Annotated in this window: 20 protein-coding genes and 1 pseudogene; 5 read left to right on the forward strand and 16 right to left on the reverse strand. The window is 64.1% G+C overall.

Annotated elements, in window-relative coordinates; all coding sequences use genetic code 11:
- Positions 1 to 569 precede the first annotated feature (569 nt).
- The gene (locus tag K254_RS0105110) at positions 570 to 1,097 is read left to right on the forward strand and encodes a DUF4265 domain-containing protein (RefSeq protein WP_081709909.1); all 528 of its coding nucleotides are present in this window, start codon (positions 570 to 572) and stop codon (positions 1,095 to 1,097) included.
- Between the two features lie 403 nt (positions 1,098 to 1,500).
- Here the strand turns inward: K254_RS0105110 and K254_RS21870 are convergent, their stop codons facing one another.
- The 4 genes and pseudogenes from K254_RS21870 to K254_RS26120 form a co-directional block, all read right to left on the reverse strand.
- Positions 1,501 to 3,012, reverse strand: coding sequence for a tyrosine-type recombinase/integrase (locus K254_RS21870; protein WP_231391750.1), 1,512 nt, complete (start codon positions 3,010 to 3,012; stop codon positions 1,501 to 1,503).
- Entirely contained in the window at positions 3,009 to 4,112 is a 1,104-nt protein-coding gene (locus tag K254_RS0105120) for a tyrosine-type recombinase/integrase (protein WP_026554455.1), read from the reverse strand. Before K254_RS0105120 ends, K254_RS21870 begins: the two co-directional genes overlap by 4 nt.
- Positions 4,113 to 5,584: 1,472 nt before the next feature.
- On the reverse strand, positions 5,585 to 6,124 hold the full coding sequence (locus tag K254_RS0105125) for a hypothetical protein (RefSeq protein ID WP_026554456.1): 540 nt from the start codon (positions 6,122 to 6,124) through the stop codon (positions 5,585 to 5,587).
- An 83-nt stretch (positions 6,125 to 6,207) separates the two neighbouring features.
- Positions 6,208 to 6,641 (reverse strand): annotated as a pseudogene (locus K254_RS26120) (IS110 family transposase); the annotation flags it as partial.
- Between the two features lie 246 nt (positions 6,642 to 6,887).
- On the opposite strand from K254_RS26120, the gene K254_RS0105135 reads away from it, so the two are divergent.
- Together K254_RS0105135 and K254_RS0105140 are read left to right on the forward strand one after the other, a co-directional pair.
- The gene (locus tag K254_RS0105135) at positions 6,888 to 7,328 is read left to right on the forward strand and encodes a hypothetical protein (RefSeq protein WP_026554457.1); all 441 of its coding nucleotides are present in this window, start codon (positions 6,888 to 6,890) and stop codon (positions 7,326 to 7,328) included.
- Complete coding sequence (locus K254_RS0105140; RefSeq protein WP_026554458.1) at positions 7,325 to 7,768, forward strand: hypothetical protein; 444 nt, start codon at positions 7,325 to 7,327, stop codon at positions 7,766 to 7,768. The genes K254_RS0105135 and K254_RS0105140 overlap by 4 nt, the downstream gene beginning before the upstream one ends.
- A 194-nt stretch (positions 7,769 to 7,962) precedes the next feature.
- On the opposite strand, the gene K254_RS25240 is transcribed toward K254_RS0105140, so the two are convergent.
- The gene (locus K254_RS25240; protein ID WP_081709911.1) at positions 7,963 to 8,631 is read right to left on the reverse strand and encodes a GNAT family N-acetyltransferase; all 669 of its coding nucleotides are present in this window, start codon (positions 8,629 to 8,631) and stop codon (positions 7,963 to 7,965) included.
- A gap of 252 nt (positions 8,632 to 8,883) precedes the next feature.
- Between K254_RS25240 and K254_RS0105145 the strand changes: the two genes are divergently transcribed.
- A complete protein-coding gene (locus tag K254_RS0105145) occupies positions 8,884 to 9,501 on the forward strand; it encodes a DinB family protein (RefSeq protein WP_026554459.1) in 618 nt (205 codons plus the stop codon).
- A 77-nt stretch (positions 9,502 to 9,578) separates the two neighbouring features.
- On the forward strand, positions 9,579 to 9,983 hold the full coding sequence (locus tag K254_RS25245; protein ID WP_442853042.1) for a recombinase family protein: 405 nt from the start codon (positions 9,579 to 9,581) through the stop codon (positions 9,981 to 9,983).
- 470 nt (positions 9,984 to 10,453) lie between these two features.
- Here K254_RS25245 and K254_RS0105150 read toward each other — a convergent pair whose 3' ends face one another.
- The 11 genes from K254_RS0105150 to K254_RS0105200 all read right to left on the reverse strand — a co-directional run bounded on the left by K254_RS0105150 (position 10,454) and on the right by K254_RS0105200 (position 21,477).
- Positions 10,454 to 11,131 carry an SDR family oxidoreductase gene (locus K254_RS0105150; RefSeq protein ID WP_035749026.1) on the reverse strand — a complete coding sequence of 226 codons (678 nt, stop codon included), beginning with the start codon at positions 11,129 to 11,131 and terminating at the stop codon, positions 10,454 to 10,456.
- A complete protein-coding gene (locus tag K254_RS0105155; RefSeq protein ID WP_026554461.1) occupies positions 11,131 to 12,642 on the reverse strand; it encodes an NAD-dependent succinate-semialdehyde dehydrogenase in 1,512 nt (503 codons plus the stop codon). The genes K254_RS0105150 and K254_RS0105155 overlap by 1 nt, the downstream gene beginning before the upstream one ends.
- Positions 12,643 to 13,830, reverse strand: a complete 1,188-nt coding sequence (locus tag K254_RS0105160) for an iron-containing alcohol dehydrogenase family protein (RefSeq protein WP_051388863.1) — start codon at positions 13,828 to 13,830, stop codon at positions 12,643 to 12,645.
- Between the two features lies 1 nt (position 13,831).
- Positions 13,832 to 14,797, reverse strand: coding sequence for an NAD(P)-dependent oxidoreductase (locus K254_RS0105165; RefSeq protein WP_051388865.1), 966 nt, complete (start codon positions 14,795 to 14,797; stop codon positions 13,832 to 13,834).
- 25 nt (positions 14,798 to 14,822) lie between these two features.
- On the reverse strand, positions 14,823 to 16,340 hold the full coding sequence (locus K254_RS0105170) for an aldehyde dehydrogenase (protein WP_026554464.1): 1,518 nt from the start codon (positions 16,338 to 16,340) through the stop codon (positions 14,823 to 14,825).
- An 11-nt stretch (positions 16,341 to 16,351) separates the two neighbouring features.
- Complete coding sequence (locus K254_RS0105175) at positions 16,352 to 17,455, reverse strand: mandelate racemase/muconate lactonizing enzyme family protein (RefSeq protein ID WP_026554465.1); 1,104 nt, start codon at positions 17,453 to 17,455, stop codon at positions 16,352 to 16,354.
- 5 nt (positions 17,456 to 17,460) lie between these two features.
- Positions 17,461 to 17,979, reverse strand: coding sequence for a formaldehyde-activating enzyme (gene fae, locus K254_RS0105180; RefSeq protein ID WP_026554466.1), 519 nt, complete (start codon positions 17,977 to 17,979; stop codon positions 17,461 to 17,463).
- A 2-nt stretch (positions 17,980 to 17,981) separates the two neighbouring features.
- Positions 17,982 to 18,914, reverse strand: coding sequence for a glycine betaine ABC transporter substrate-binding protein (locus K254_RS0105185; RefSeq protein ID WP_051388866.1), 933 nt, complete (start codon positions 18,912 to 18,914; stop codon positions 17,982 to 17,984).
- 103 nt (positions 18,915 to 19,017) lie between these two features.
- Positions 19,018 to 19,803, reverse strand: a complete 786-nt coding sequence (locus tag K254_RS0105190; protein WP_026554468.1) for an ABC transporter permease — start codon at positions 19,801 to 19,803, stop codon at positions 19,018 to 19,020.
- Positions 19,800 to 20,819, reverse strand: a complete 1,020-nt coding sequence (locus K254_RS0105195; protein WP_026554469.1) for an ABC transporter ATP-binding protein — start codon at positions 20,817 to 20,819, stop codon at positions 19,800 to 19,802. The genes K254_RS0105190 and K254_RS0105195 overlap by 4 nt, the downstream gene beginning before the upstream one ends.
- Positions 20,812 to 21,477 (reverse strand): ABC transporter permease, encoded by a 666-nt coding sequence (locus tag K254_RS0105200; RefSeq protein WP_026554470.1) that lies wholly within the window; start codon positions 21,475 to 21,477, stop codon positions 20,812 to 20,814. The genes K254_RS0105195 and K254_RS0105200 overlap by 8 nt, the downstream gene beginning before the upstream one ends.
- Positions 21,478 to 21,515 lie beyond the last annotated feature (38 nt).

A 21,515-nucleotide genomic window follows, 5' to 3' on the forward strand; every position in this document is an offset into this window, starting at 1 on the left:
CAGGGGCAACGTTTGTATGCTTCTTTTCCTGCGCTGCCGAGGGCGGTTCCCATCTGGGCTCAATTCACGTTGACCGTTGATGCCTGATCTTCAGTGGGCGGCGCCGCCGCAGCGTTTGGGCGACCTGAGCGGGACCATTTTGCCGTCGGGCCGCACTCGAAGTCCACCAAGCCAATAGCCAGGTGGATCCATGGCATCGGGGGAGTGGCCAACATGGGGGCGGGGTGGGAGGGCTTGTGTGATGGCCAGCAGACATGTCCAGAAGGCGTCGTCGGGTCGAGGTTCGCTACCTCGTTATGGTCATTGGGTTTCGCTACAAAATCGCAGTTGCATCAGATCGTTGAAACGGGCCGAGTGGTCTGTATCAGAAACGAACGATATCTTTAGTCGGCGCCAATCAGGGCCCTAACGACGGGGGTGAATCCGACCTGGACATGTCTGAGACGCGCTTTCACCGCACCTTGCCGCCGAACGAACTGGGAGCGACATCGTGATGCATTCGATACGACGTTGAAAACTCAAGTCGCGTTCTCAGAGATCGACAGCGTGCGATTGGCTAGTCTGAGGTCGTGAATGACTATCGGGAGCACCCAAGCGTCGTTGCTCATTGGAGCGACAATCAGCTCAAGCCCTTGAACGAGGCCAGCACTGCAGATACCACTGTGTGGTTTCCCCTGCCGGAGGAGAACAGCGGCGCTCGAATCTGGGAAGGCATCAACGGTCGTACCGAGCCGGGCGGCGAAGTAACTGTTTTGGGAGTACCCGCTTACGTCTACGATCTGAATTTTGGCGACACGGTTAACGTCGTTCGCTCCCAGGAGGGCCCCTTAGTGGCAACGGGGATTCTGCTCGACGGTGGCAACTTCACCTTCAGGGTGCTGCTGACGGATCCGCCGGAACCGGACGACCGATGGCGCATCATTGCCGAGGAGTTTGCCCGCATGGGCTGTTTGGTGGATGCCATCTCAGAACGATTCATAGCGCTCTCTTGCGCTCCGGGCTTAGCGCAGCGAGCGGCCGACAGGCTGCAGGATCTCAACGCCGACGGAGCCCTCGACTACGAGACGGGACGGACGAGAGATCCGAATCGGTCTTGAGCGACGAGGGCTGACTACGGCCGAACTTCAGCTCAGGGGCAGCTGCATTTTCTGTCGCATGTGTCCAAGTGCGATGGCAAGCTGATGCCTTAGGTTCTTGTTTTCAAGGGCCAGTTCACGGTTGCGGTCCAAGGACGCGTTGAGGCGTGTGCGGAGGGACTCCATGCTGGCGCTGTTTCGGCTCCTGGGTCGTTGGTCTGGGCGCCCACCTCCGCGCAGGCGAATGATGTCCGCACGTAGGTCGGTTTGTGTGTAGAGCCAAGACCTCGATACGCCTGCGGCGGCGGCTACCGATTCGAAGGTGACGACACCGCCCTGGTTCTGTAGTTCACGCAGCGCAGCGACGGCTTTGGATCGGGTGAGTTCGTGCCGGCGCTCCGCGGCCAGACGGATGTGGCGACTGTTATCTGCCCGCACGGCTGTCCTCCTCGTGCTGGTGGTCAGGGTTTCTGTGCTCTTCGTTGTTGAGTGTTTGGATGATGCAGTCCAGGTTGTAGAGTACCCGCGTGTTCATTTCTGACAGCCGTTGCTGGCCCCGGGCTTCGGCTGCGGAGATGATCTGCACGATCTGGGTCCGGTGTTCGCGGTGTTGCGGGAGGAAGTCGGCGGTGGTGATGAACATGGGACAGGTCAGGCACGCGTTGGCGTGTGGGCAGGTTTTCTGGACCGGGAGGCCGCAGTAGCCGTTGGGCAGCGCTTGGGTCGCCCTGCCGAGGCGCTGTTTGGACCAGGCGGCCTCGGCCAGGGGCCCGTCGGGATCAAGCTCGACGACGCTGCCGGATGCGTTGACTTTCCGTGCGGCTTCCCAGTGCCTCCGGATGGTTGTGTCGCTGAGTCGGGCATAGTGGGCCGTCATCTGATGGGAGTCGTGGTCCAGGATTCGGCGTACGACCTCCTGCGGGACGTCGAGGTTGATCAGTCTGGTGCCCAGCGTGTGGCGGAAACGGTGTGGGCTGACCACCGCAGGGGTGCCGTTTTCGTCGGTGACGTTGCAGTCCTTGACCCATCGCCGAAGGGCGGTGCTGTATGAGCTTGCGCTGATGTGTCCGGCGCCGTAAACGTCCACCCGGTCATGGGCGAAAAGGAGATGTGTCCCGGAGTCACACATGCCGTTGACGTAGATGATTTGTTCCGCGATGGCCCGTTCAAGTTCCTCATCGATGGGAACGAGCGCCTCGCGCTTCATCTTGTGGTTCAGATACCGCAGATACGGGGCGCCGTCCTTGTCCTTGGCAATGCAGTCCTGGGCCAGTGCCACCGTGTCGCTGATCCGCAGCCCGCACCGAATCAAAATCAAGGTGATCAGCCGGTGATGCGGGTTGGTCATTTTGGCGAGGCTTCCGGGATTTTCCAGCTGGGCCATGACGTGCTCGCTCAGTGCCCGGGGTTGCCGGACCGTTTCTTTGGGATAGTCCTCGGTGTAGATCTGGGCCGTACTGGGGAGATCGGTTACCCATCCGTGACGGCGCATGGTGAGGAGAAACGTGTTGAACTGGCCGATCCGCATCCGGTGCGTCGTCGTCCCGGCGGTATGGGTGTGTAGATAGGCCAGAAACCCTTCGATCACCTCCCGGTCTATGTCGGCGGTACCGGTGACTGGAATCCTCGTTGAATCCAGAAAGGCGTTGAAGCTCTCCACGGCTTTGGTTCCCAGCACCGCGGATTCGACCGTTAATCCGGTCGTCAGCCGCCAGCGGGCCCATCGTTTGGCCAGCTGCTTCAACCAGGGCCGGGTGATGTTTTCGAAGTGGACCGTGACTTGGCTGCGGGCGGCGATACCAAGGGCCCTGGCATGCCAGACGTCCTTAGGGAACTCGGTCTCCCACGGCGCGGCATCCAGGTAAGCCATCCCCCGGGGGCCCGTCCGGACCGGCAGCTGGTCGCTTCGTGAGGGCAGGGGATGCAGGGTTGTCATATCGTCACCGTCCTGGAAGCGAACCAGCCCGCATCGGCCAGTGCGCGGCGGGCGTCATCGCTGGAGATATGGGCATAGATTTTGACCGTCGTCGTCAGGCTCGCATGGCCCAACAGTTTGGAGACCACTTCGACCGGGACGTTCTCCCGCAGCAGCCGGGTGGCATAGGTGTGTCGGAACCAGTGCGGATCAAACCCGATGCCCGTCTGACGCCGGAGCCGCCGCACCAGGTCATGGACGGCGGCATAAGTCATTGCCTGCCCGTAGGGCCGGCCCCACAGGTTGACGAACACGTAGTCGGAATCCAGGTCACCGTATTCGATGTCGAGGTAGTGGGCATACAGCCGGACCAGTTCGGCGGTGACGGGGACGGTTCGCGAATGGGGCGACTTTGCGCGGGCATCATTGGTGTTGTCGCGCCGGCGGACAGTGATTTCCCGTTCGGCAACGGCGATGTCCTCATGCCGGAGCCCCAAGGCCTCACCGATCCGGATACCCGCGTCATGGAGCAGTGCGAACAGCAACCGGTCCCGGAGATGTCCGCACGAATCGAGGATGCTTTGGACCTCGTCGGGGGCCAGTAGGCGGGGAATCCTTGCCGTCACGGGAAGTTTCACCACCCGGCGCTGTTTCGCCGCGCCCTTGCTGATGTGGTGCAGGAAGGGTTTCCAGCCACCCTGGCGGGCGGATGGGTCCCAGCACGTGATCAGCTCGCCGAGGTCAAGGCCATGGCGGGCGGCGTGCTGATAGAAGACCGACACGGTGGAAAGCTTCCGGTTCACCGTCGCCTCGCCGCAATGGTGCCCGATCGACGGAAGAACTGAAAAGACCTGCCCGCGCATGTCCGGCGGCCGCCGCAACCACCGGATGAACGCCCCCACGTCTTCCAGCTTCACCGACTGCCAGTCGAGCCCGTATTCGTCCAGGAAAACGAACCAGTCCTTCAAATCGTGGGCATGGGCCTTGATAGTGTTTGGTGACCGCTCGGTCTTCGCCAGATACCGCAGATACAGCTCCGCCGGTCCCACAACACCGGCCACGCCTACCACTGTGTACGACACCGCATCGCTTGCCGGATCCAACACCTTCGATACCCGCATCGCCGCTCCCGTCAGCTGCCTCGTGGACGGACACGACGCTAACCCATCCACAACGAAGCAACCAGAGCCCCAAACCCCCGTGAACTACATGACGGACAGCGGATGGAGGGCTAAAGATATCGAACGATTTTGACCCTACATCTGCTGGCGTCGACTGGCCTTGTAGGGGATATATCGCCTTTACGAGCTGCTTACTGGCACCATGACACTGGGGCAGCAATCGATGCCGTCAAGACCATTCGGGGGAAGCAATGAACGCACGTCCAATCGACCGCGCTGGAAAACCATCGGTATCCTCCGTCGTTTCCTTTGTCCTCAGCCTTTGCGCACTGGTGGCGACAAGCCTCACGGCTATCCTGTGGAATCCGATTGACCAAGACATTCTCAACCGCGCGGACACCGCCGGGTGGGACACCCGCATACTTCTACCGCACCAAACAGAACTCTCGATCCTGATCGGTGCTTCAGTTTTGGCAACGGTTGTCGTTGTCGTGGCCGCGTTCATTGGCATGATGGCCTCACGTCGAAGGACCAAAGTGTCCGCGACAGGACACCCTCAATTCCGCGCTTGACCCGGTCTGCTCGACGGACCGCTCATTCCTCTACTTCTGATTCCCCTGCAGGAGCAGAGGCTCCAGATTCCCATTCTGGCCTCCTGCCGACAAGTGTCCCCGTTTGGGATCCACAACGGGATGCGGACGACGAGCACGCCAAATAACGCGGCGAAAAACGCGCGAGATAACCCTGAAACTCACGCAGCATCCATGAGGGATTCTTTGCCGGGAGGAGCGACCCGAAGGCGTCGCCAGGGGCACCGTATTATGGGAGGCCATGCGGCGGTCAGCTAGGACGGTTGGTCTCGGAACCGCTAATGAAGGCGTCTAGGCGCCGTCCCGCTTCCGTGGAATTGAAACAAGTGGACAATCCATTGGCAGTCTGCGCGGTCAGGTCCGAACTCCACTAAAGTGCAGGTCGTTGCGGTGCCACTCGGGATTACCTCCGCAAGAGAGGGGCCCTCAATGGAGCAGCTTCGAAAGCTGTTGACTGGCAGAAATGCACCGCCGGCCACCAAGGGTGGAGTGTCCGGCGAAGCAACGATGTGTCCCCCCACTTTCGGTGGGGGGACACTATTTGTCAGACCGCTGCGGGTCCTTTCGGTGGCCGGTGGAAAGGTGCACGTTTCCGTGACCAGACGTAGCAAGCAGCAGCTAGGGCAACTGCTAGAACTGGTACCAGGTAGCCTGCGATGTCGGTGTCGCGAAGGAAGATCGCAATGTTGAAAGCCACGATGGCACACAAGACGGGGAACACTGCGGCTTGGGTTCCGCCTCGGATAGCGTCACGCTGCCATTGCCCGTACAGCAAGCCTGTGGCGGTGAACGCTGCAACCAAGAGCGCCACGAGGACGATGAGAAGCGGAGTGGGCGCGAAACCTATGGCCAGCACTCCGGCGCCAAGGAGGGAGCTGAGAGTTAGCCAGTATCGAGATTTGATTGCCATGTTGGTTGAAATCCTTTCGCTAGCAGCCCCTGTTGAAGTCGATGATAGCTCCGCCAACCGCAAAGGCTGCCGCGCAAGCAAAGGCCGCCGGCGGAAATGGGGTGAATGCTCCGCAAGTAGCGGCGTTCACGGCAAACCACGCCCAGAATGCTCCAGGCTGACGGGCACTGCGGCAGAGACCCGAATCCTCGGGCTTGGATCTGCTCTTGTTTGTGAATGGTCACCTCGCTGCTGAAACCGCCATTGTCGAGCACCTGAACGTTGAACTCGATCACGCCTTGATCGAGCATCTGAGTGAAGCCAGCCAGGGCCTCGGTGGGCATCGTGGCGGCCAGGCCCTCAGCCTGTCCAAGGGCGTCAAGGCAGGGGAAGCTCTGCAAATATGCGGTGGTCTCAGGTGAGGCCGAAATAAGTTTGATTCGGTCGGCAAAGCCCTGGGGATCTGCCGCCTTGGCGTCGTTGACCACTTGCCTGCCCAGCTCCCGGGCGGTGGCTCTCAATAAGCCCGCCATCCGTGGAGCGTAGGGTTCCTGACAAAGTTCGGCGCTGTGACGACACCGCTGATCGGCGGTGTCGTGTCTCTAGGGTTTCGCCAGGCGGCCGAGGGCAGCCGCGGTTCGTAGAAGGTGCCGTACGTTCGCTTTGCGAAAAAGGTGTCGCAGCGGCGGCGCGTCAGGACGACAGGTGCCGCGTCGGGACCTTTCCTTCGGCACGCTTCCACTGTCTGTAGTAGACCCTCGATGGTAGGTCCTTGAGAGCGGCAAAGACCTAGAGGAACAGGTACCTTGTCAGGACGTTGCCGCGGTCCTGACGCCCACCGCCGGCAGTGACGTCAGAACGCGATGTTGAGGTGTGCCTCCATGAGGGCTTCGACCTGAACGACAACGGTGGCCGGAATTCGTGGATGTCGGCGAGCATCCGTGCCAGCTGTGGGAGCGCGATTGGGGCAGCGTTCGTCCCTGTCCCCGTGTCCGTGTGCTGGTCCAGAGCTTCGATGGTCTCGCCGGCGAGGCGTTCACCCATCTTGGGGGTGCGAACTTTGTCAGCCAGTTCCCGGTCCCGTATCGGTTGGGCCCCGGTGACAACATCCTCCTGATCATTGACGGCTGGGGTCGGAGATAATGCCGGGGCAGGCAGCGCCCCATTGTCCTGCTACAGGAACGGGCCACGAAAAGTGTAACGTGGTGCGCAAATCTACTGGATCAAGGACGTCTGGCACACTTGAACCCAGCTACGTACTTGACGTACGCGGCGTACCTGCGGATGATGGATGGCATGAGCACCCCCACACACGAGGCCGCCGCAGGGCGCACCTATGGGTTTACGCAGGCCCGGGATTCGTTGAAGGCGATTCTGGATTCCAGCGAGCGGGGAGGCCTGTCCACCATCCGGCGTCCCGACCGCACCCCGGCCGCCGTGGTCAATGGTGAGAGCCTGCGCCGGTACCTGGAACTGACGGTCGTGGCGGACGTCCAGGTGGTGCACGAAGACGGTGCCTGGGTCGTGTTCATGCCGGGGCAGCCCTTCGCCGCAGAGGCCACGGACCTGGGGGAGGCGCTGGCAGACTTCGTTGACGCGTTGCGCGACTATGCCGAGGACTGGGAAGACCACCTCCATGCAGCGCCCAACCACCGGGAGAACTGGGCTCTGGTCCAGCTCATCGACCTCTCCACCGATGAGCAGCTGAGCACCTGGCTCACCGGTTCGGCGGCGTGAGCACCCGCCGCCTGGGTGGCCGGGACGACCACGAGAAGTTCTGCCTGAGCGAGCACTGGGAACTGGTGGCCAACGCCCGCGGGAAGCCGGTGCGGCACCATGCCACGTACCGGCTGGCCCTGCCTGACGGGCGGATCCTGAGGACCCGCATTTCACGGCCCGTGGACCGAACCACATACTCGCCGTCCATCTGGAACCACATCCTTGCCGACCAGCTCCTGGTCGGCGACGACGAGTTCTGGAACTGCGTCGAGCACGGGGTCCTCCCGGCCCGTGGGGCGGCGCCGTTGCCTGCCGCGGCACTTCCGCTGGCGTTGGTCTGGCAGCTCACCCACACCGTTGGCCTGGACGAGGCTGTCGTCGCGCGGATGAGCAAGGTGCAGGCCGTGCAGGCCATCAACGACTACTGGATGTCCCAAGGCGGCGGAGCGGACGGGTGAACCTTCGACCCGGCAGGTCAGGCGGGCTGCCTGCAGAGTGCAAGAGCCGAGGTGTGGACAATGTCCACACCCTTCGCCGTAGGACTCGGCCGTTCCGGTGCCGGACCGGGCCGGATTCGGCATGTTTTCTGGACTTCCGAGTGTTTGCGGGGGTTGGAATCCGGTTGCCAACCCGCTTCAGGCACGAGACTCGATCACACCGGAAACGACCCCTTTTGACAGTGTGCAAAAGGCCCACTGAACTGCTGGTTTTCAACGCCACGTGTCGCAACCCAAACCCCGAGAACGCGGAATTCGGTAGGTTCCCGACTTCCCGGGCATGGAAAGACCTCTGGCCCAGACAGAAACCGTTGTCGGACGTTTGCTGCTTGGTTCGCTCGGAGCATTCGGACTGAACGCACGTCGTCTTTGATTCCCACTGTCCCGTCGTTGTTAAAGCCATTCTTTCGATAGAAGGCTTGGGCGCGCGGGTTAGGGTCGGCGACCCAAAGTGAAGCGGGCGCGGTCGGGTCGATAACGGCATCGAGTAGCGCGGCGCCTACACCCGAACCGTGGAACGCGGCGTACACGTAGAGGACGAACAACTGTTGTGGTGTGTCTGCGTCTTCACTGGCGGGGCCCGACATGGCAATACCGACCAGTGTGCCTTCTGTCGAAGCGACAGCGATGGTGTTCTGACTGTACTTTGGATCGGTTAAGGCTGCCTCCCAGAACTTTTCGCGCCAATTCAAGAGTGAGGGATCGTCCAATGCGGCATTGCTCATCAGTCCCCGGTAGGTTTCGCGCCAGGTGTCCACGTGGACTCTCGCCAGCCCTCGAACATCCCCTAGCTCAGCGCTACGCACGTCAAGACCGATCGTCATTGCCCAACTGTAGCTGCGCCGGCTCCATATCAATCAAGGGTGTTGTGGAGTGCGGCGCGCAGGCGACAGCCATGTCCCGTAAGGCGGTCGCTCACTGGTCAGCGACTTGGCTATGAAAATTGATGAGAGAACGTCCGTAAGGGGGGTCCCGTGGCGGGCACTTGGTCGTGGACAGCCAGCAGATGCCCCGAAGGCGAACATCGACCGTGCGTAGGCGCTTAACGGCATCTCGTGGCCTATAGGCTACATGCCATGATGACCAACCAGCGCCTCAAGCCACTGCTCGAACAATACGACTGGGCGACGGAACGACTTCTCACTCGCCTCGCCGGTCCCACCAGCAACTCGGGTGATGGCAGCGACGTCGACGTACCGGTACTGACGGACGCCGAGTACCTCTGGGAACCGGTCGACGCGTGCTGGTCGGTGCGCAGGCGCGCCGATGGGCCCGGACCGGGCGCCATCAAGCTCATCGGTGCGGGTGAGTGGGGGCGAGACGGTGCTCCCGAAAGTCCGTGGCCTCCGCCCCTCACGACGATCGCCTGGCGGCTTGACCACATCTCCGAAACGCTGTTGGGCCGGGCCAACCACCTCGGGGGCGACCGGACGTTCGATCGAGCGACGTACGAATCACTACCAGATGCAGCCGGCGCTATCGAGAGGTTCCGTCAGGCCGCAGCCGACTGGCGCCGGGTACTACTCGGTATCGATGAGTGCGACTATGACCGGACCGGGCTAAGCAGCTACCCGTACGGCAGCGATGCCGAGGAGACGTTTCCGTCGATCGTGTGGTGGGAGAACCAGGAGATCCTGCACCACGGAGCCGAGATCTCGCTGCTCCGCGACCTCTACGTTCACCGCGCTCAATAGCGACGAGCGCGCACCGGGACAATACTGTCCCGTAAGACCCGTCCGGTGAAGGGGCGCTATGTGACACACAATTTATCTTGTCCAAAATTCTGATCGGCTATGCCAGGGACTCCACCGCGGCGCAAGACCTCACTGCCCAACGCGATGCCTTGGCCAACCTCGGGGTTGAGTTTGAACGAATTTGGGTTGATCACGGATTTACCAGCACCAACAAGAACCGCGCCAGGCTCCGTGAGGCCTTGGCCACCTGCCGGGCCGGGATTATTTTCGTCGTGGCCAAGCTTGACCGCCTGGCCCGTTCCGTCCTGGACGCCCATGAACTTGCAGACGACCTCATTCGAATGCGCACCCGCGAAGGAACGAAAGGTGCCAAGGCCAAGGGCCGATTTCGAGGGAAGCACCCCCAAGCTTTCAGCCAAGTAGGAAAAACACCTTCTCGAACTACATGCAGCCGGCGAACATACCAAAGCCGAGCTATTTAGCATCGGTCGCACCACCGTCTACCGCGCCATTGAACGCGGGCAACGCAGCGGCAATGGCGAGAACCAATAGTCAACTGAGAAAGGCCTTGCCGGGAGATGGTCAAGATTTCGGGCTCAATTCTGACCTGCACAAGTTCGCAAGTAAGTAGGCTGGGCTCTGAAGAAAACTAAACATGCCAAGACCCGCCAATTGGCAGATCGCACGTCCATTCCCAGCTCTTGAAGATGCGACTCCAAGAACTTGACCTGCACTCATGCAGCGCACCGAGTTCTGGCTACGGATAAGCCGGAGATGGAATCATGGGTTCCATCCCTCTGGCGTACATGGCGGTTGGTCTTACCCTGCCAACCATTGCTGTCTTTTGCGCAGTTGGTGGCGACGCTGCCCAGAACCAAGGAACTTCGTGACGATGTGCCCCAAAGAGGGTGCCGCGGAAGGGCCAGAGTGAACAACGTCGACAGAAGAAGTCCTAGAATTCCTGACCGGTGGCCCTGATGCTGACCTCGGAGACATCAACGCCTGGCGGCTGGGCCAGTGCCCACAGCATCGCCCCGGCCACCGATTCAGGCGCGATGGCGGCGTCGGGGGCTTCCTTCCACAACGGCGTGTCAACATGTCCGGGGGCAATGTGGAGGACCCGGACCCCGGTCCCGACCACCTGCTGGCGCAGCGATTCCGCATAGCCCGTGACCGCCCACTTGGTGGCCGTATACAGATTGCCCGGATACACCTTCCTCCCGGCCGTGCTCCCGATGAGGACCATGTGCCCACGGTTGGCCGTGAGCTGCGGGAGGGTCGCCTTGGCCAGGATTGCGGGACCATAGACGTTGGTGAGGACCATGTCCCGCCACACCTGGGGATCGCCGTCCGCGAGATCCCCGGCGGCCGAGAACCCGGCGTTGGCAACCGCCACGTCGATGCCGCCCATGGCATCGACAGCGGCAGCGGCGGCCGTGCGGGTCTGGTCCCAGTCTCCGGCGTTGGCCACCATGCCGTGGACATCGCCCAGGTCAGAACACGAGCCGAGGAACGCCGCGAGTCGGCCGGCGTCGCGCCCGGTGGTGAAGACTGTGTGGCCGGCGCGCAGCGACTCCCGGACCAGGGCGGCACCAATTCCGCTGGTGCCGCCCGTGACAAGGATGCGCATCAGTATGGATCCGGGATGCCGATGTAGCGCGTTTCCAGGTATTCCTCGATCCCTTCGCTGCCGCCCTCGCGGCCCATGCCCGATTGCTTGACGCCACCAAAGGGGGCCGCCGGGTTGGACACGATGCCGGTGTTCAGGCCAAACATGCCCACGTCGACCTGCTCGGAGAGGCGGATCCCGCGGTTGAGGTCGCGGGTGTAGCCGTAGGCGACAAGACCAAACTCGGTGTCGTTGGCCAGGGCGATGGCTTCCTCCTCGGTGCTGAAGCTGACCACCGGGGCGACGGGCCCGAAGACCTCCTCCTGCAGGATGCGGGCGGTGGCCGGCACATTGGTAAGCACGGTGGGCGGGTAGAAGTGGCCCTCGCCGTCCGACGGCGAGCCCCCGGTGAGCGCCGTGGCACCCTGGGCAACGGCATCCTGGACGAGTTCATCCACCTTGGCGCGGCTCTTGGCATCGATCAGGGGGCCGATGTTGGTGCCCTCGGCCGAACCGCGGCCAAGCCGAAGGGCGCCCATCCGGTCCGCAAGCCGTTGGCTGAATTCACCGGAGAGGGACTCATGCACGATGAACCGGTTGGCCGCGGTGCAGGCCTCGCCCATGTTCCGCAGTTTGGCCAGCATGGCGCCGTCCAGGGCGGCCTCCAGGTCCGCATCTTCGAATACCAGGAACGGGGCGTTGCCGCCCAGTTCCATCGAAGTCCGCAGCACCTGGTGGGCGGAATCGGCAATCAGCTGCCGCCCCACGCCCGTGGAGCCGGTGAAGGAAAGCTTGCGCAGCCGGCTGTCACGGATCAGCGGCCCTGTCACCTCTGCCGGGCGGGTGGTGGGGATGACGTTCAGGACTCCGGCGGGCAGACCTGCCTCCTGGAACACCTGGGTCAGCAGCAGCGCCGTCAGCGGGGTCAGGTTGGCCGGCTTGAGGACCATGGTGCAGCCTGCGGCGATGGCGGGCGCGATCTTGCGGGTGGCCATCGCCAGCGGGAAGTTCCACGGCGTAATGAACAGGCACGGGCCCACCGCGCGTTTGGTGACCAGAAGCCGGGACTTGCCATCCGGGGCGGTGGAGTAGCGGCCGGAGATCCGAACGGCCTCCTCCGAGAACCAGCGCAGGAACTCGGCCCCGTAGGCGACCTCACCGCGGGATTCGGCCAGCGGCTTGCCCATTTCCAGGGTCATGGCCAGGGCGAAGTCATCCGCCCGGGCTGTGACCAGCTCGAAGGCGCGGCGCAGGATCTCGGCGCGTTCGCGTGGCGCTGTCGCGGCCCAGGCGTCCTGGACATGGGCGGCGGCGGCAAGGGCCCGTTTGCCGTCGGCCGGGGAGGCATCAGCGATCCTGGCCAGCACAGCACCGGTGGAGGGGTCCTCGACGTCGGACGTGGCGCCGTCGGACGCGTCGGTCCATTCGCCGTCGATGAACAATTGCGTGGGGAGCGTGGCAATGAAGGCCAGTTCGGAGGCTGTCGCACCGGTCGTCGGTGCTGCGGGGTCGATGTTCAGCGTGGTGTCCACTTAGAGCGCTTTCTCGAGGATGGTGCGGATTTCGGCAGCCGTGGGCGGCACGGGCGTGTTGTTGATGACGGCATCCGCCAGTGTGTCTTCGACGAGCGAGTCGAGGTCCGCGGCGGTCACGCCGAAGTCGACGAGCCGGCCGGTCATGCCCACTTCGCGGGCCAGGGTGGCGACGGCGGCCACGGCCGCCTCGGCGTTGTCCTCAGCGGTGGCAGCGGTGTCGCCAACGCCCAGGGCAAAGGCAAGGCGTGCGGTCCGCTCGAGCCGGTTGCGCAGGTTGAGGCGAAGCACGTCCTCGATGACCAGGCACAGGGCCAGGCCGTGTGGGATGTTGAAACGGCCGCCCAGTGGGTGGGCGATGGCGTGCACCAGACCGAGCCCGGTGTGGGAGAACCCGACGCCGGCGATGTGGGAGGCCAGCAGCAGCTGGGAGCGGGCCTCGAGATCCGTGCCGTCGGCCACGGCGCGCGGCAGGAATTCGGCCACCATGGACACCACCTGCAGGGCGATGCCGTCGGAGAACGGGTTGGGCCGGACGGAGGAGTAGGACTCGACGGCGTGGGTCAGTGCATCCATGCCGGTGGCAGCGGTGGCTTTGGGCGGCAAGCCCAGGGTCAGCTCCGGGTCCAGAACGGCGGCTTTGGGCAATGCGGATTCGTGGCCGACATAGAACTTGCGGTGGGCCTCGACGTCGGTGATGACGCCGAAGGCGTTGACCTCGGCGCCCGTGCCGGCCGTCGTCGGCACGGCCACGATGGGCAGTGCCGGGTTGGCAAAGTGGTTGCTGTAGTCCAGCCCGGCACCGCGGGCCGGGTTGACGGCGCCCAGGGAGATGCCCTTGGCGGCGTCCATGGAGGAGCCACCGCCCACGGCCACCAGCACGTCCACGGCGGAGGACGCGGCGAGGTCCGAGCCCGCGTCCACGCAGGTGGTGGTGGGGTTGGGGGTGACGCCGTCGAACACCGTGACTGCCAGGCCGGACGCCTCGAGGGAGGCGCAGACGGCGGAGACGACGCCGGTGGTGGCGAGGAACGGGTCGGTGACGATCAGCGCTGATGTGGCCCCGAGGGCGGCAACGATTCCGCCGACCTCGGCCACGCGGCCACGGCCGAAATAGGCTGTCGGCTTGGGGTCCAGGGTCAGTTCGGTGGAGGCCAGCTCCGCGTGGATCTGCATCTGGGTGTGCATGTCAGGCTCCTTCCGCTGCGGTGCGCAGCTGCATGCCGATGGCGTCTTCGTAGAGTTTCACGGGGGTCATTTCGCCCGCCGTGTCGCCGTAGAGTGCCTTGGCCCGGCGGTAGAGCTGCTCCACCAGGGAGGACAGCTCAACGGGAACGCCCACGGATCGGGCCAGGTCCACGGAGAGGCCTAGGTCTTTGCAGGCCAGGGCAATGGCGAATCCTTCGTCGTAGTCACCGTGGTTGAGAATGGACAGGACATCGTTCTGGACGAAGTTGGAGTTGGCGGGGCTGGCGATCAATGCCTGCCGCAGGACCTCCAGATCCACACCTGCCTTCACACCCGTGCTGAGCACTTCGGCGGTGGCGACAAGGTGGGAGAACCACAGCTGGTTGATCATGAGCTTGACGGCGTAGCCTGCGCCATGGCCGCCGACGTGCAGGATCCGTTCCGGATCGCCCATGGCTTCGAACACCGGGCGGAGCCGGGCGACGTCGCCGGTGTCGCCGCCGACGAAGATCTGCAGCATGCCGCTCGCTGCACCGACGGACATGCCGCTCACAGGGGCGTCCAGAACGCGGATCCCGCGGGCGGCGCCGGCCTCGCGGACCCTGTTGGCGACCTCCGGGACGGACGTGGACATGTCCACCCAGGTCCCGCCGTCGGACAGTCCCTCCAGAATGCCGCCCGGCCCCATCGCCACGGCCTCCACGTGTTTGGGTGTGGGCAGCATGGTGATGACGACGTCGGAGCTGGCGGCGACTGCTGCGGCGTTGGCTGCCCACTCGGCGCCGTTGGCGATGAGATCGGCGGCGGATTCCTGCCGGACGTCGTTGACGACCAGCTGGTAGCCGGCGGCCTGCAGGTTCCGGGTCATGCCCGAGCCCATGTTGCCCAGGCCGATGAACCCGATGCGGGCGGTTCCGGGGGCCAGCGGCGCCTCGGTGGAAGCGGGGGAGTGCGTTGTTGCTGTCATTGCGTCAAGTCTCGTTTCCAAGGAACTAGTCCTCATCCAGGGGGTCGTCACCCAGGTTGATCCAGGTGGTCTTTAGGGCGGAGTAGGCGTCCAGGGCGTGCAGGGAACGGTCCCGGCCGAAGCCGGATTCCTTGAACCCTCCGAAGGGTGTGATGATGTCTGCAACGTCAAAGGTGTTCACCCAGACGGTCCCGGCGCGCAGTTCCCGCGCCGCGGTGTGGGCAGTGGTGATGTTCTGGGTCCAGACGCTCGCGGCGAGGCCGTACTTGGAGTCGTTCGCCATGCGGACGCCCTCGGCGGCGCCGCGGAACGTGCTCACCGCCAGGACGGGGCCAAAGATTTCCTCCTGGCCGATGCGCCCGGAGTTGTTGACCCGGTCCAGGACCGTGGGCTCCAGGTAGCAGCCGCTTTCGACGCCGGCCGGCCGCACCCGGGTGCCGCCGGAGGCAATGGTGATCCCTTCCGACTCGGCGATCTCGAAGTAGCCCAGGATGTTGTGCAGCTGCTGATCGTCGATGATGGTGCCGATCTGCGTTCCAGGGTCCAGTGTGTCGCCGAGCGCCAGCGAGCGGCCCACCTTGATAACCTCCTCGACCAGTTCGTCGTGGACCCGTTCGTCCACCAGCAGCCGGGAGCCGCCGTGGCAGGTTTGGCCGGCGTTGTAGAAGATGCCCCAGGCGACGGCGGACGCACAGGCGGCGATGTCGCCGACGTCTTTCAGCACCACCTGGGGGGACTTGCCGCCCAGCTCAAGGGCCACCTGCTTGCCGTTGGATTCGGAGGCGTAGCGCTGGAAGTACCTGCCGACTTCCGGTGATCCGGTGAAGGTGATCTTGTCCACCAGCGGGTGGCGGCCCAGCGCGGCGCCGGCCACGTGGCCCAGTCCTGGGACGACGTTGAAGACACCGTCCGGCAGGCCGGCCTCGGTGGCCAGTTCGGCCAGGCGGAGGGCGCTCAGACTCGTCTGTTCGGAGGGTTTGAGGACCACGGAGTTGCCTGCCGCCAAGGCCGGCGCGACCTTCCACGCGGAGATGATCAGTGGATAGTTCCACGGGACGACGGCGCCGATCACACCGAGCGGTTCCCTGGAGATGAGGGCCAATGCGTTGCGCGGGGTGGGTGCCACGTCGTCGTAGACTTTGTCCAGAGCCTCGGCGTACCAGCGGAACGTGCGGGCGCAGCTGGGGACGTCGACGGCGAGGGCATCGCCGATCGGGTGTCCGCTGTCCGTTGATTCCAGCAGCGCGAGTTCCTCCGCGTTGGCCAGGATGAGGTCAGCCAGGCGGGTCAAGACCTGCTGGCGGTGCCGCCGGTCGGTCCGGGACCAGACGCCCGCCTCAAATGACCGGTGGGCGGCGGTGACGGCGTCGTCCACGTCAGCCTCGCCGGCGGAAGCGACCTGGGCGGTCATCGAACCGTCCCGGGGTGAGACGGTGGGGAACGTTTCACCGCTGCGGGCGGTCCGGAAACCGCCGTCAATGTAGAGGCCCGTGGACGGTTCCTGGGCGGCGGCCCGCTGGATCCAGTCGTGCTTGGTTGTCATGGCAGGTGCTCCTAGACCGTGTACTTCTTGACGGCGTCGTAGTCAATGACGGCGCCCAGTCCGGGGAGGTCGGGGACGCGGAGCGTACCGTCGGGGTCAATGGTGAGCGGCTCCATGAAGAAGTCCCGACGCTCGGGGGTCCATCCCGGCGGGTCGTAGGGGAATTCCAGATACGGTCCCGCGTCCACACCGGCGGCCACGTGCAGGTTGGCGAGCAGGCCCAACCCGTTGCTCCAGGTGTGCGGGGTGAAGGCGCGGTGCTTGAGGTTGGCCGTTTCGGCCACCTGGCGGGCCCGGTACATGCCCACGGACAACGCCACATCCGGCTGGTAGATGTCGTAGGCGTCGGCCTCGATCAGGGCCATCATTTCGGGCATGCTGCGAACCATTTCGCCGCCGGAGACCTGGATGCCCGTCTGCTCGCGCACCCGCTGGGCGCCTTTGATGTCGGCCTGCGGCAGCGGTTCCTCGAGCCAGCGGACATCAAGTTCGGCCAGCTGGCTGGCAAGGCGGTGGACCTTGGCCAGCTCCAGGGCCGGTTCAATGTCACCGCTCATGCGCCACATCTGGTTCAGGTCCACCATGAGGTCAAAGCCGGAGCCCACTGCCTCGCGGGCGGCACGGACTGAGGCGACGCCTTCCTCCAGCTGGTCGCGGGCGATGCGGATCTTCATAGCCTTGAAGCCTTGGTCCTTGGCGGCCAGGGCTGATTCCGCCCGGGCGGCGGGGGATTTCAGCTCGCCGGAGGAGGCATAGGCCACGAGGCGGTCCCGTGCCCCGCCGAAGAGGGTTGCGACCGGGAGTCCGGCCACTTGGCCAATGATGTCCCAGAGGGCCGCCTCGAGTGGCCAGTAGCGGCCGCCGTGGAAGTTGATGGTTTCGATCCTGCGGACCTGGTTGAGGATGGCCAGCGGGTCGGTGCCGATGAACAGGTGCTCAAAGGCCTCGAAGCCGTCCATGGTGTCCCCGGATCCGACGCCGGTGATTCCCTCATCTGTTTCCACCTCCACCAATGTGGCAGCGAAGGAGGTCCGCGGTACCGGATCCCAGGCGGCGTTGAAGGGTGGGGACAGGGGGAGGACCATGCGTGTCAGCCGGATGGTGGTGATCTTCATTGTTGTCAGCCTCGCGGGGTGAAGAAGGGATTTGACGGTGTGTTGCGTGCCTCGATGACGGCTGCCGTGTCCGGGAGCTGCCGCGCGCCGTTCTCAAGGGCGGTGCGGGCGGATTCCCGGTTGTTGCTGTAGACGGCCTCGTCGTCGTCGGCGTCGGGGTTGACCCAGACGGCGGCGATGATGGCGTGCGAGTCCGCCAGCTCCACCGAGATGGTGCCGTTGGCGAGGGCGTCAGCGACGCCGGCCGCAATTCCAGCCTGCGCCGCACCCCAGATGAGGTTGCCGTGGCGGTCATTGGCCGGAGCCGCTTTGGTGACAAACAGCGTGAGCGGCTTGACCGGAAGGGACGGCCGCAGCACGGTGACGAAGGGGACGTGGCCGGCACTCGGTGTTGCCAGGGCCGTGGCCCATGCGGTGCCCACCGGCCCGTCCCGGTGGCCCAGGACGGTGTTGACGTGGGCGGCATTGACGCCTGCCCCGATAAAGGACTCACCAATCTGCACTGTCTGTGCTTCGGGTGCCATGGTTAGACCAGGCCTTCGGACTTGAGCCATTCGGCGGCAATGTCGGCAGGGTCGTCGCCGTCGACGTCGGCCTTGGCGTTGAGCTGCTGCATGACGGCGGTGGTCAGCTTGGGGGAGACCTGGGCCATGACCTCGGCAATGGCCGGGTACTTGGCGAGCACGTCGGATTTGATGGTGAGTGCACCCTGGTAGATGGGGAAGAACTGCTTGTCGTCCTCCATGACCTGCAGCTTCAGGGCGGAAATGCGGCCGTCGGTTTCAAAGACCTCGCCGAAGTTGCAGTCCTGGCCCTTCTGGGTGGCCGTGTAGATGACACCGGTGTCCAGCATGGAGATCTTCGCGTCCGGGCTCAGACCGTATTCCTTCTTCAGCCCGGGCCATCCATCGTCACGGGTGGAGAATTCACTTTCCATGCAGAATGTCTGCTCGCTGGCCGGCAGCTTGGCCACATCGGAGAGCGACTTGATGCCCAATTCCTTGGCCTTGTCCTCGCGGATGGCGAAGGCGTAGGTGTTGTTCAGCGGTGCAGGGTCAAGCCAGGCAATGCCCTTCTTGGCGTCGGCATCCTTGACGGCATCAAACATCGCCGTCTTGTCCTTTATGGGTGTCGTCTGCTTGTTGTAGGTGATCCAGGACGTGCCGGTGTATTCCCAGTAGCCGGCGAACTGGCCGGACTCGAAGGCGGTGCGGACGTTGGCCGAGCCGACGACGCTGGTGTTGGTGGTGGTCTTTGCGCCGTGGGCATTGAGGACCTGGCTGGTGATGTTGGCGAGGATGAACTGCTCGGAAAAGTCCTTGGCGCCGAAGACGCCTGTCAATCCGTCCAGTTCGGTGCCCTTGGCGTCTGTCGTTGCCGAGGTGGAGCCGCCGCAGGCGGTGAGCGCCAACGTGGCGGCAATGCCGGTGGCCATGAGGGCGAGCAATGGCTTCTTCATTGTGGATCCTTTGCTGGGAGTGGGCAGGCGCCGCCGCGGGGCTTCGCTGCGGTTCAATGGCGACGGGAGGTGGGGTGGAGCATTTCAGGGCTAAGAGCCAGGGTTAGAGGCCCTTGGGTTTGAGGAGGTCTTCGGCCAGCCCGGCGAGCCAGTCGATGGTCAGAGCGATGCAGGAGACCACAACGGCGCCGGTGATCAATACAGGCCAGCGTTGGAGCTTGAGGCCGTTGACGATCATGTCGCCGAGGCCGCCGGCGTTGATAAAGGTTGCCACTGTGGCCACACCGACGCAGAACACCAGTGCAGTTCGAAGCCCGGCAACGATTACGGGGATGGCCAAGGGGAGTTCGATTTGGGCCAGCACCTGCAGGGGGCGCATGCCCATTCCGCGCGCAGCTTCGGTCAAGTTCGAATCAACCTGTTGAAGGCCGACCAGGGTGTTCCGCAGGACGGGCAGGATCGAGTAGGCGACCAGGCCCACCAGCGCGACCTCAAAGCCGAGTTTCCAGACGATGGCCAGCAGAATCACCAAGCCGATGGCGGGGGTGGACTGGCCGACATTCGCAATGCCGAAGACGATGGCGTGGACGGCGCGGGAATGGATCCTGCTCAGGGCGATGCCTGCCGGAATGGCCAGCACGGCAACGATGGCGGACGCCACAACCGTCAACCGCAGATGTTCAAAGGTCCGCTCCAGGAGGTAGTCCCAGTTGAGCGTCCGCAGCTCGATCGAGTCCAGGGCAAGTGTGGAGAGCCACCAGTACAACGCGAGCAGGACGACGACTATCACCACAGGGGTGCCGATGCGCTTGAACGAGAAATAGCGGCCGCGGCGGTTTGAGGCGGTGCCAAACGCGGTGGCGAGGTCCCGGCTGGCTTGGACGGTCATGGCCGGGCTCCAGTCAGGGCACTGGGGACGATCTCAGCACCCAAGACTGCAGAGATCCGCTCAATGTCGATCGAGCCGACGACCCTGCCGTGCGCATCCACCACTGCCACGGGTGTTCCGCCGGAGAGGACCAGTAGATCGAGCGCATTGCGGAGGGAGTCGTTGATGCCGACCTCGATGGCACCGCGGACGGGGACGGCCGGGCCGAGGGTTGCCTGGTTCACGGGGATCAGGCCCAGCCGCTTGAGCGCGGCGCCGTGGCCGACGAACTGTGAGACATAGTCATTGGCCGGGTTGGCCAGGATGTTGGCCGGGGTGTCGAACTGCTCGATCTGGGACCGTTCCGACAGGACGGCGATGCGGTCCCCGAGCCTGACGGCCTCGTCGAAGTCGTGCGTGACGAAAACGATGGTCTTGCTCAGCTTTTCCTGCAGCCGAAGGAACTCGGTCTGCAGCTTTTCGCGGGTGATTGGATCGGTGGCGCCGAACGGCTCGTCCATCAGCATGACGGGCGGATCGGCCGCCAGAGCGCGGGCCACGCCGACGCGCTGCTGCTGGCCGCCGGAAAGCTGCCGCGGGTAGCGCGCGGCGTACGTCTTGGGGTCCAGCTCGACGACGGCGAGCAGCTCTTCGACGCGGTCCCGGGTGCGCTTCTTGTCCCAGCTCAGCAGCTTGGGAACCACCGAGATGTTCTCGGCAATGGTCATATGCGGGAAGAGGCCGATCTGCTGGATGACGTAGCCGATGCGGCGCCGCAGCTCGTTCGGGTCCAGGGACAGCACGTCCTCACCGTCGATGGTGATGGATCCGGATGTCGGCTCGATGATGCGATTGATCATCTTCATGGTGGTGGTCTTGCCGCAGCCAGAGGGGCCCACGAACATGATCAGCTCACCGGGGGCGATGTCCATGGAGAAGGAGTCGACGGCGGGGCCGGCCTGGCCGGGGTAGGTCTTGGTGACGTCCCGGAGGACAATCCGGGCGCCAGCGGCCGGACGGGAATTTGTTTCAGACACGAAGTCCCCTTGAGGTTGTGAGACGGCGGATGAGGACGAATGCAGCATCCAGCAGCAGGGCGAGAAGGATGACGCCTACGGTTCCGACGAGGGCGTAATTCAGGGCGTTCTTGGAACCGAGGCTGGAGAGGCCTTTGAAAATCATTTCGCCCAAGCCAGGACCGCCCACATAGGCCGCGATCGCGGCGATGCCCATGGACAGCTGGGCCGATACCCGGACGCCGGTGAGGACAACGGGCCAGGCCATCGGCAGCTGCACGCGGAAGAGCGTTCTGACCGGGCCCATGCCCATGCCCTGGGCCGATTCCGATACGGCCGGCGGGACTTCGCTCAGCCCAACGACGGTGTTGCGGATGATCGGCAGCAGGGCATAGAACGCGAGTCCAGCGATCGTTGGGACCCAGCCCAGTCCCAGCACCGGGATCAGCAGGGCCAGCAGGGCCATGGACGGGATGGTGAGGCCGACGCCGGCACCGGCGATGGACAGCGACCGTGCAATCGGGCGGTTCCAGACGAGCACCCCGATGCCCACGCCGACGACGGTGGCGATCAGCAGGGACACCAAAACAACCACAAGATGCTCGGCTGCCGACTCGGCGATGTCCGCCGATCTCTTCGTGAGGAACAAACCGAAGTCCGAGAAGAACGAGTTGTTCAACGTGATCCTCCTTTTCACTTCGTCGGGTCAAGGACAGG

The sequence above is a fragment of the Arthrobacter sp. 35W genome, assembly GCF_000482545.1.
Taxonomy (GTDB): domain Bacteria; phylum Actinomycetota; class Actinomycetes; order Actinomycetales; family Micrococcaceae; genus Specibacter.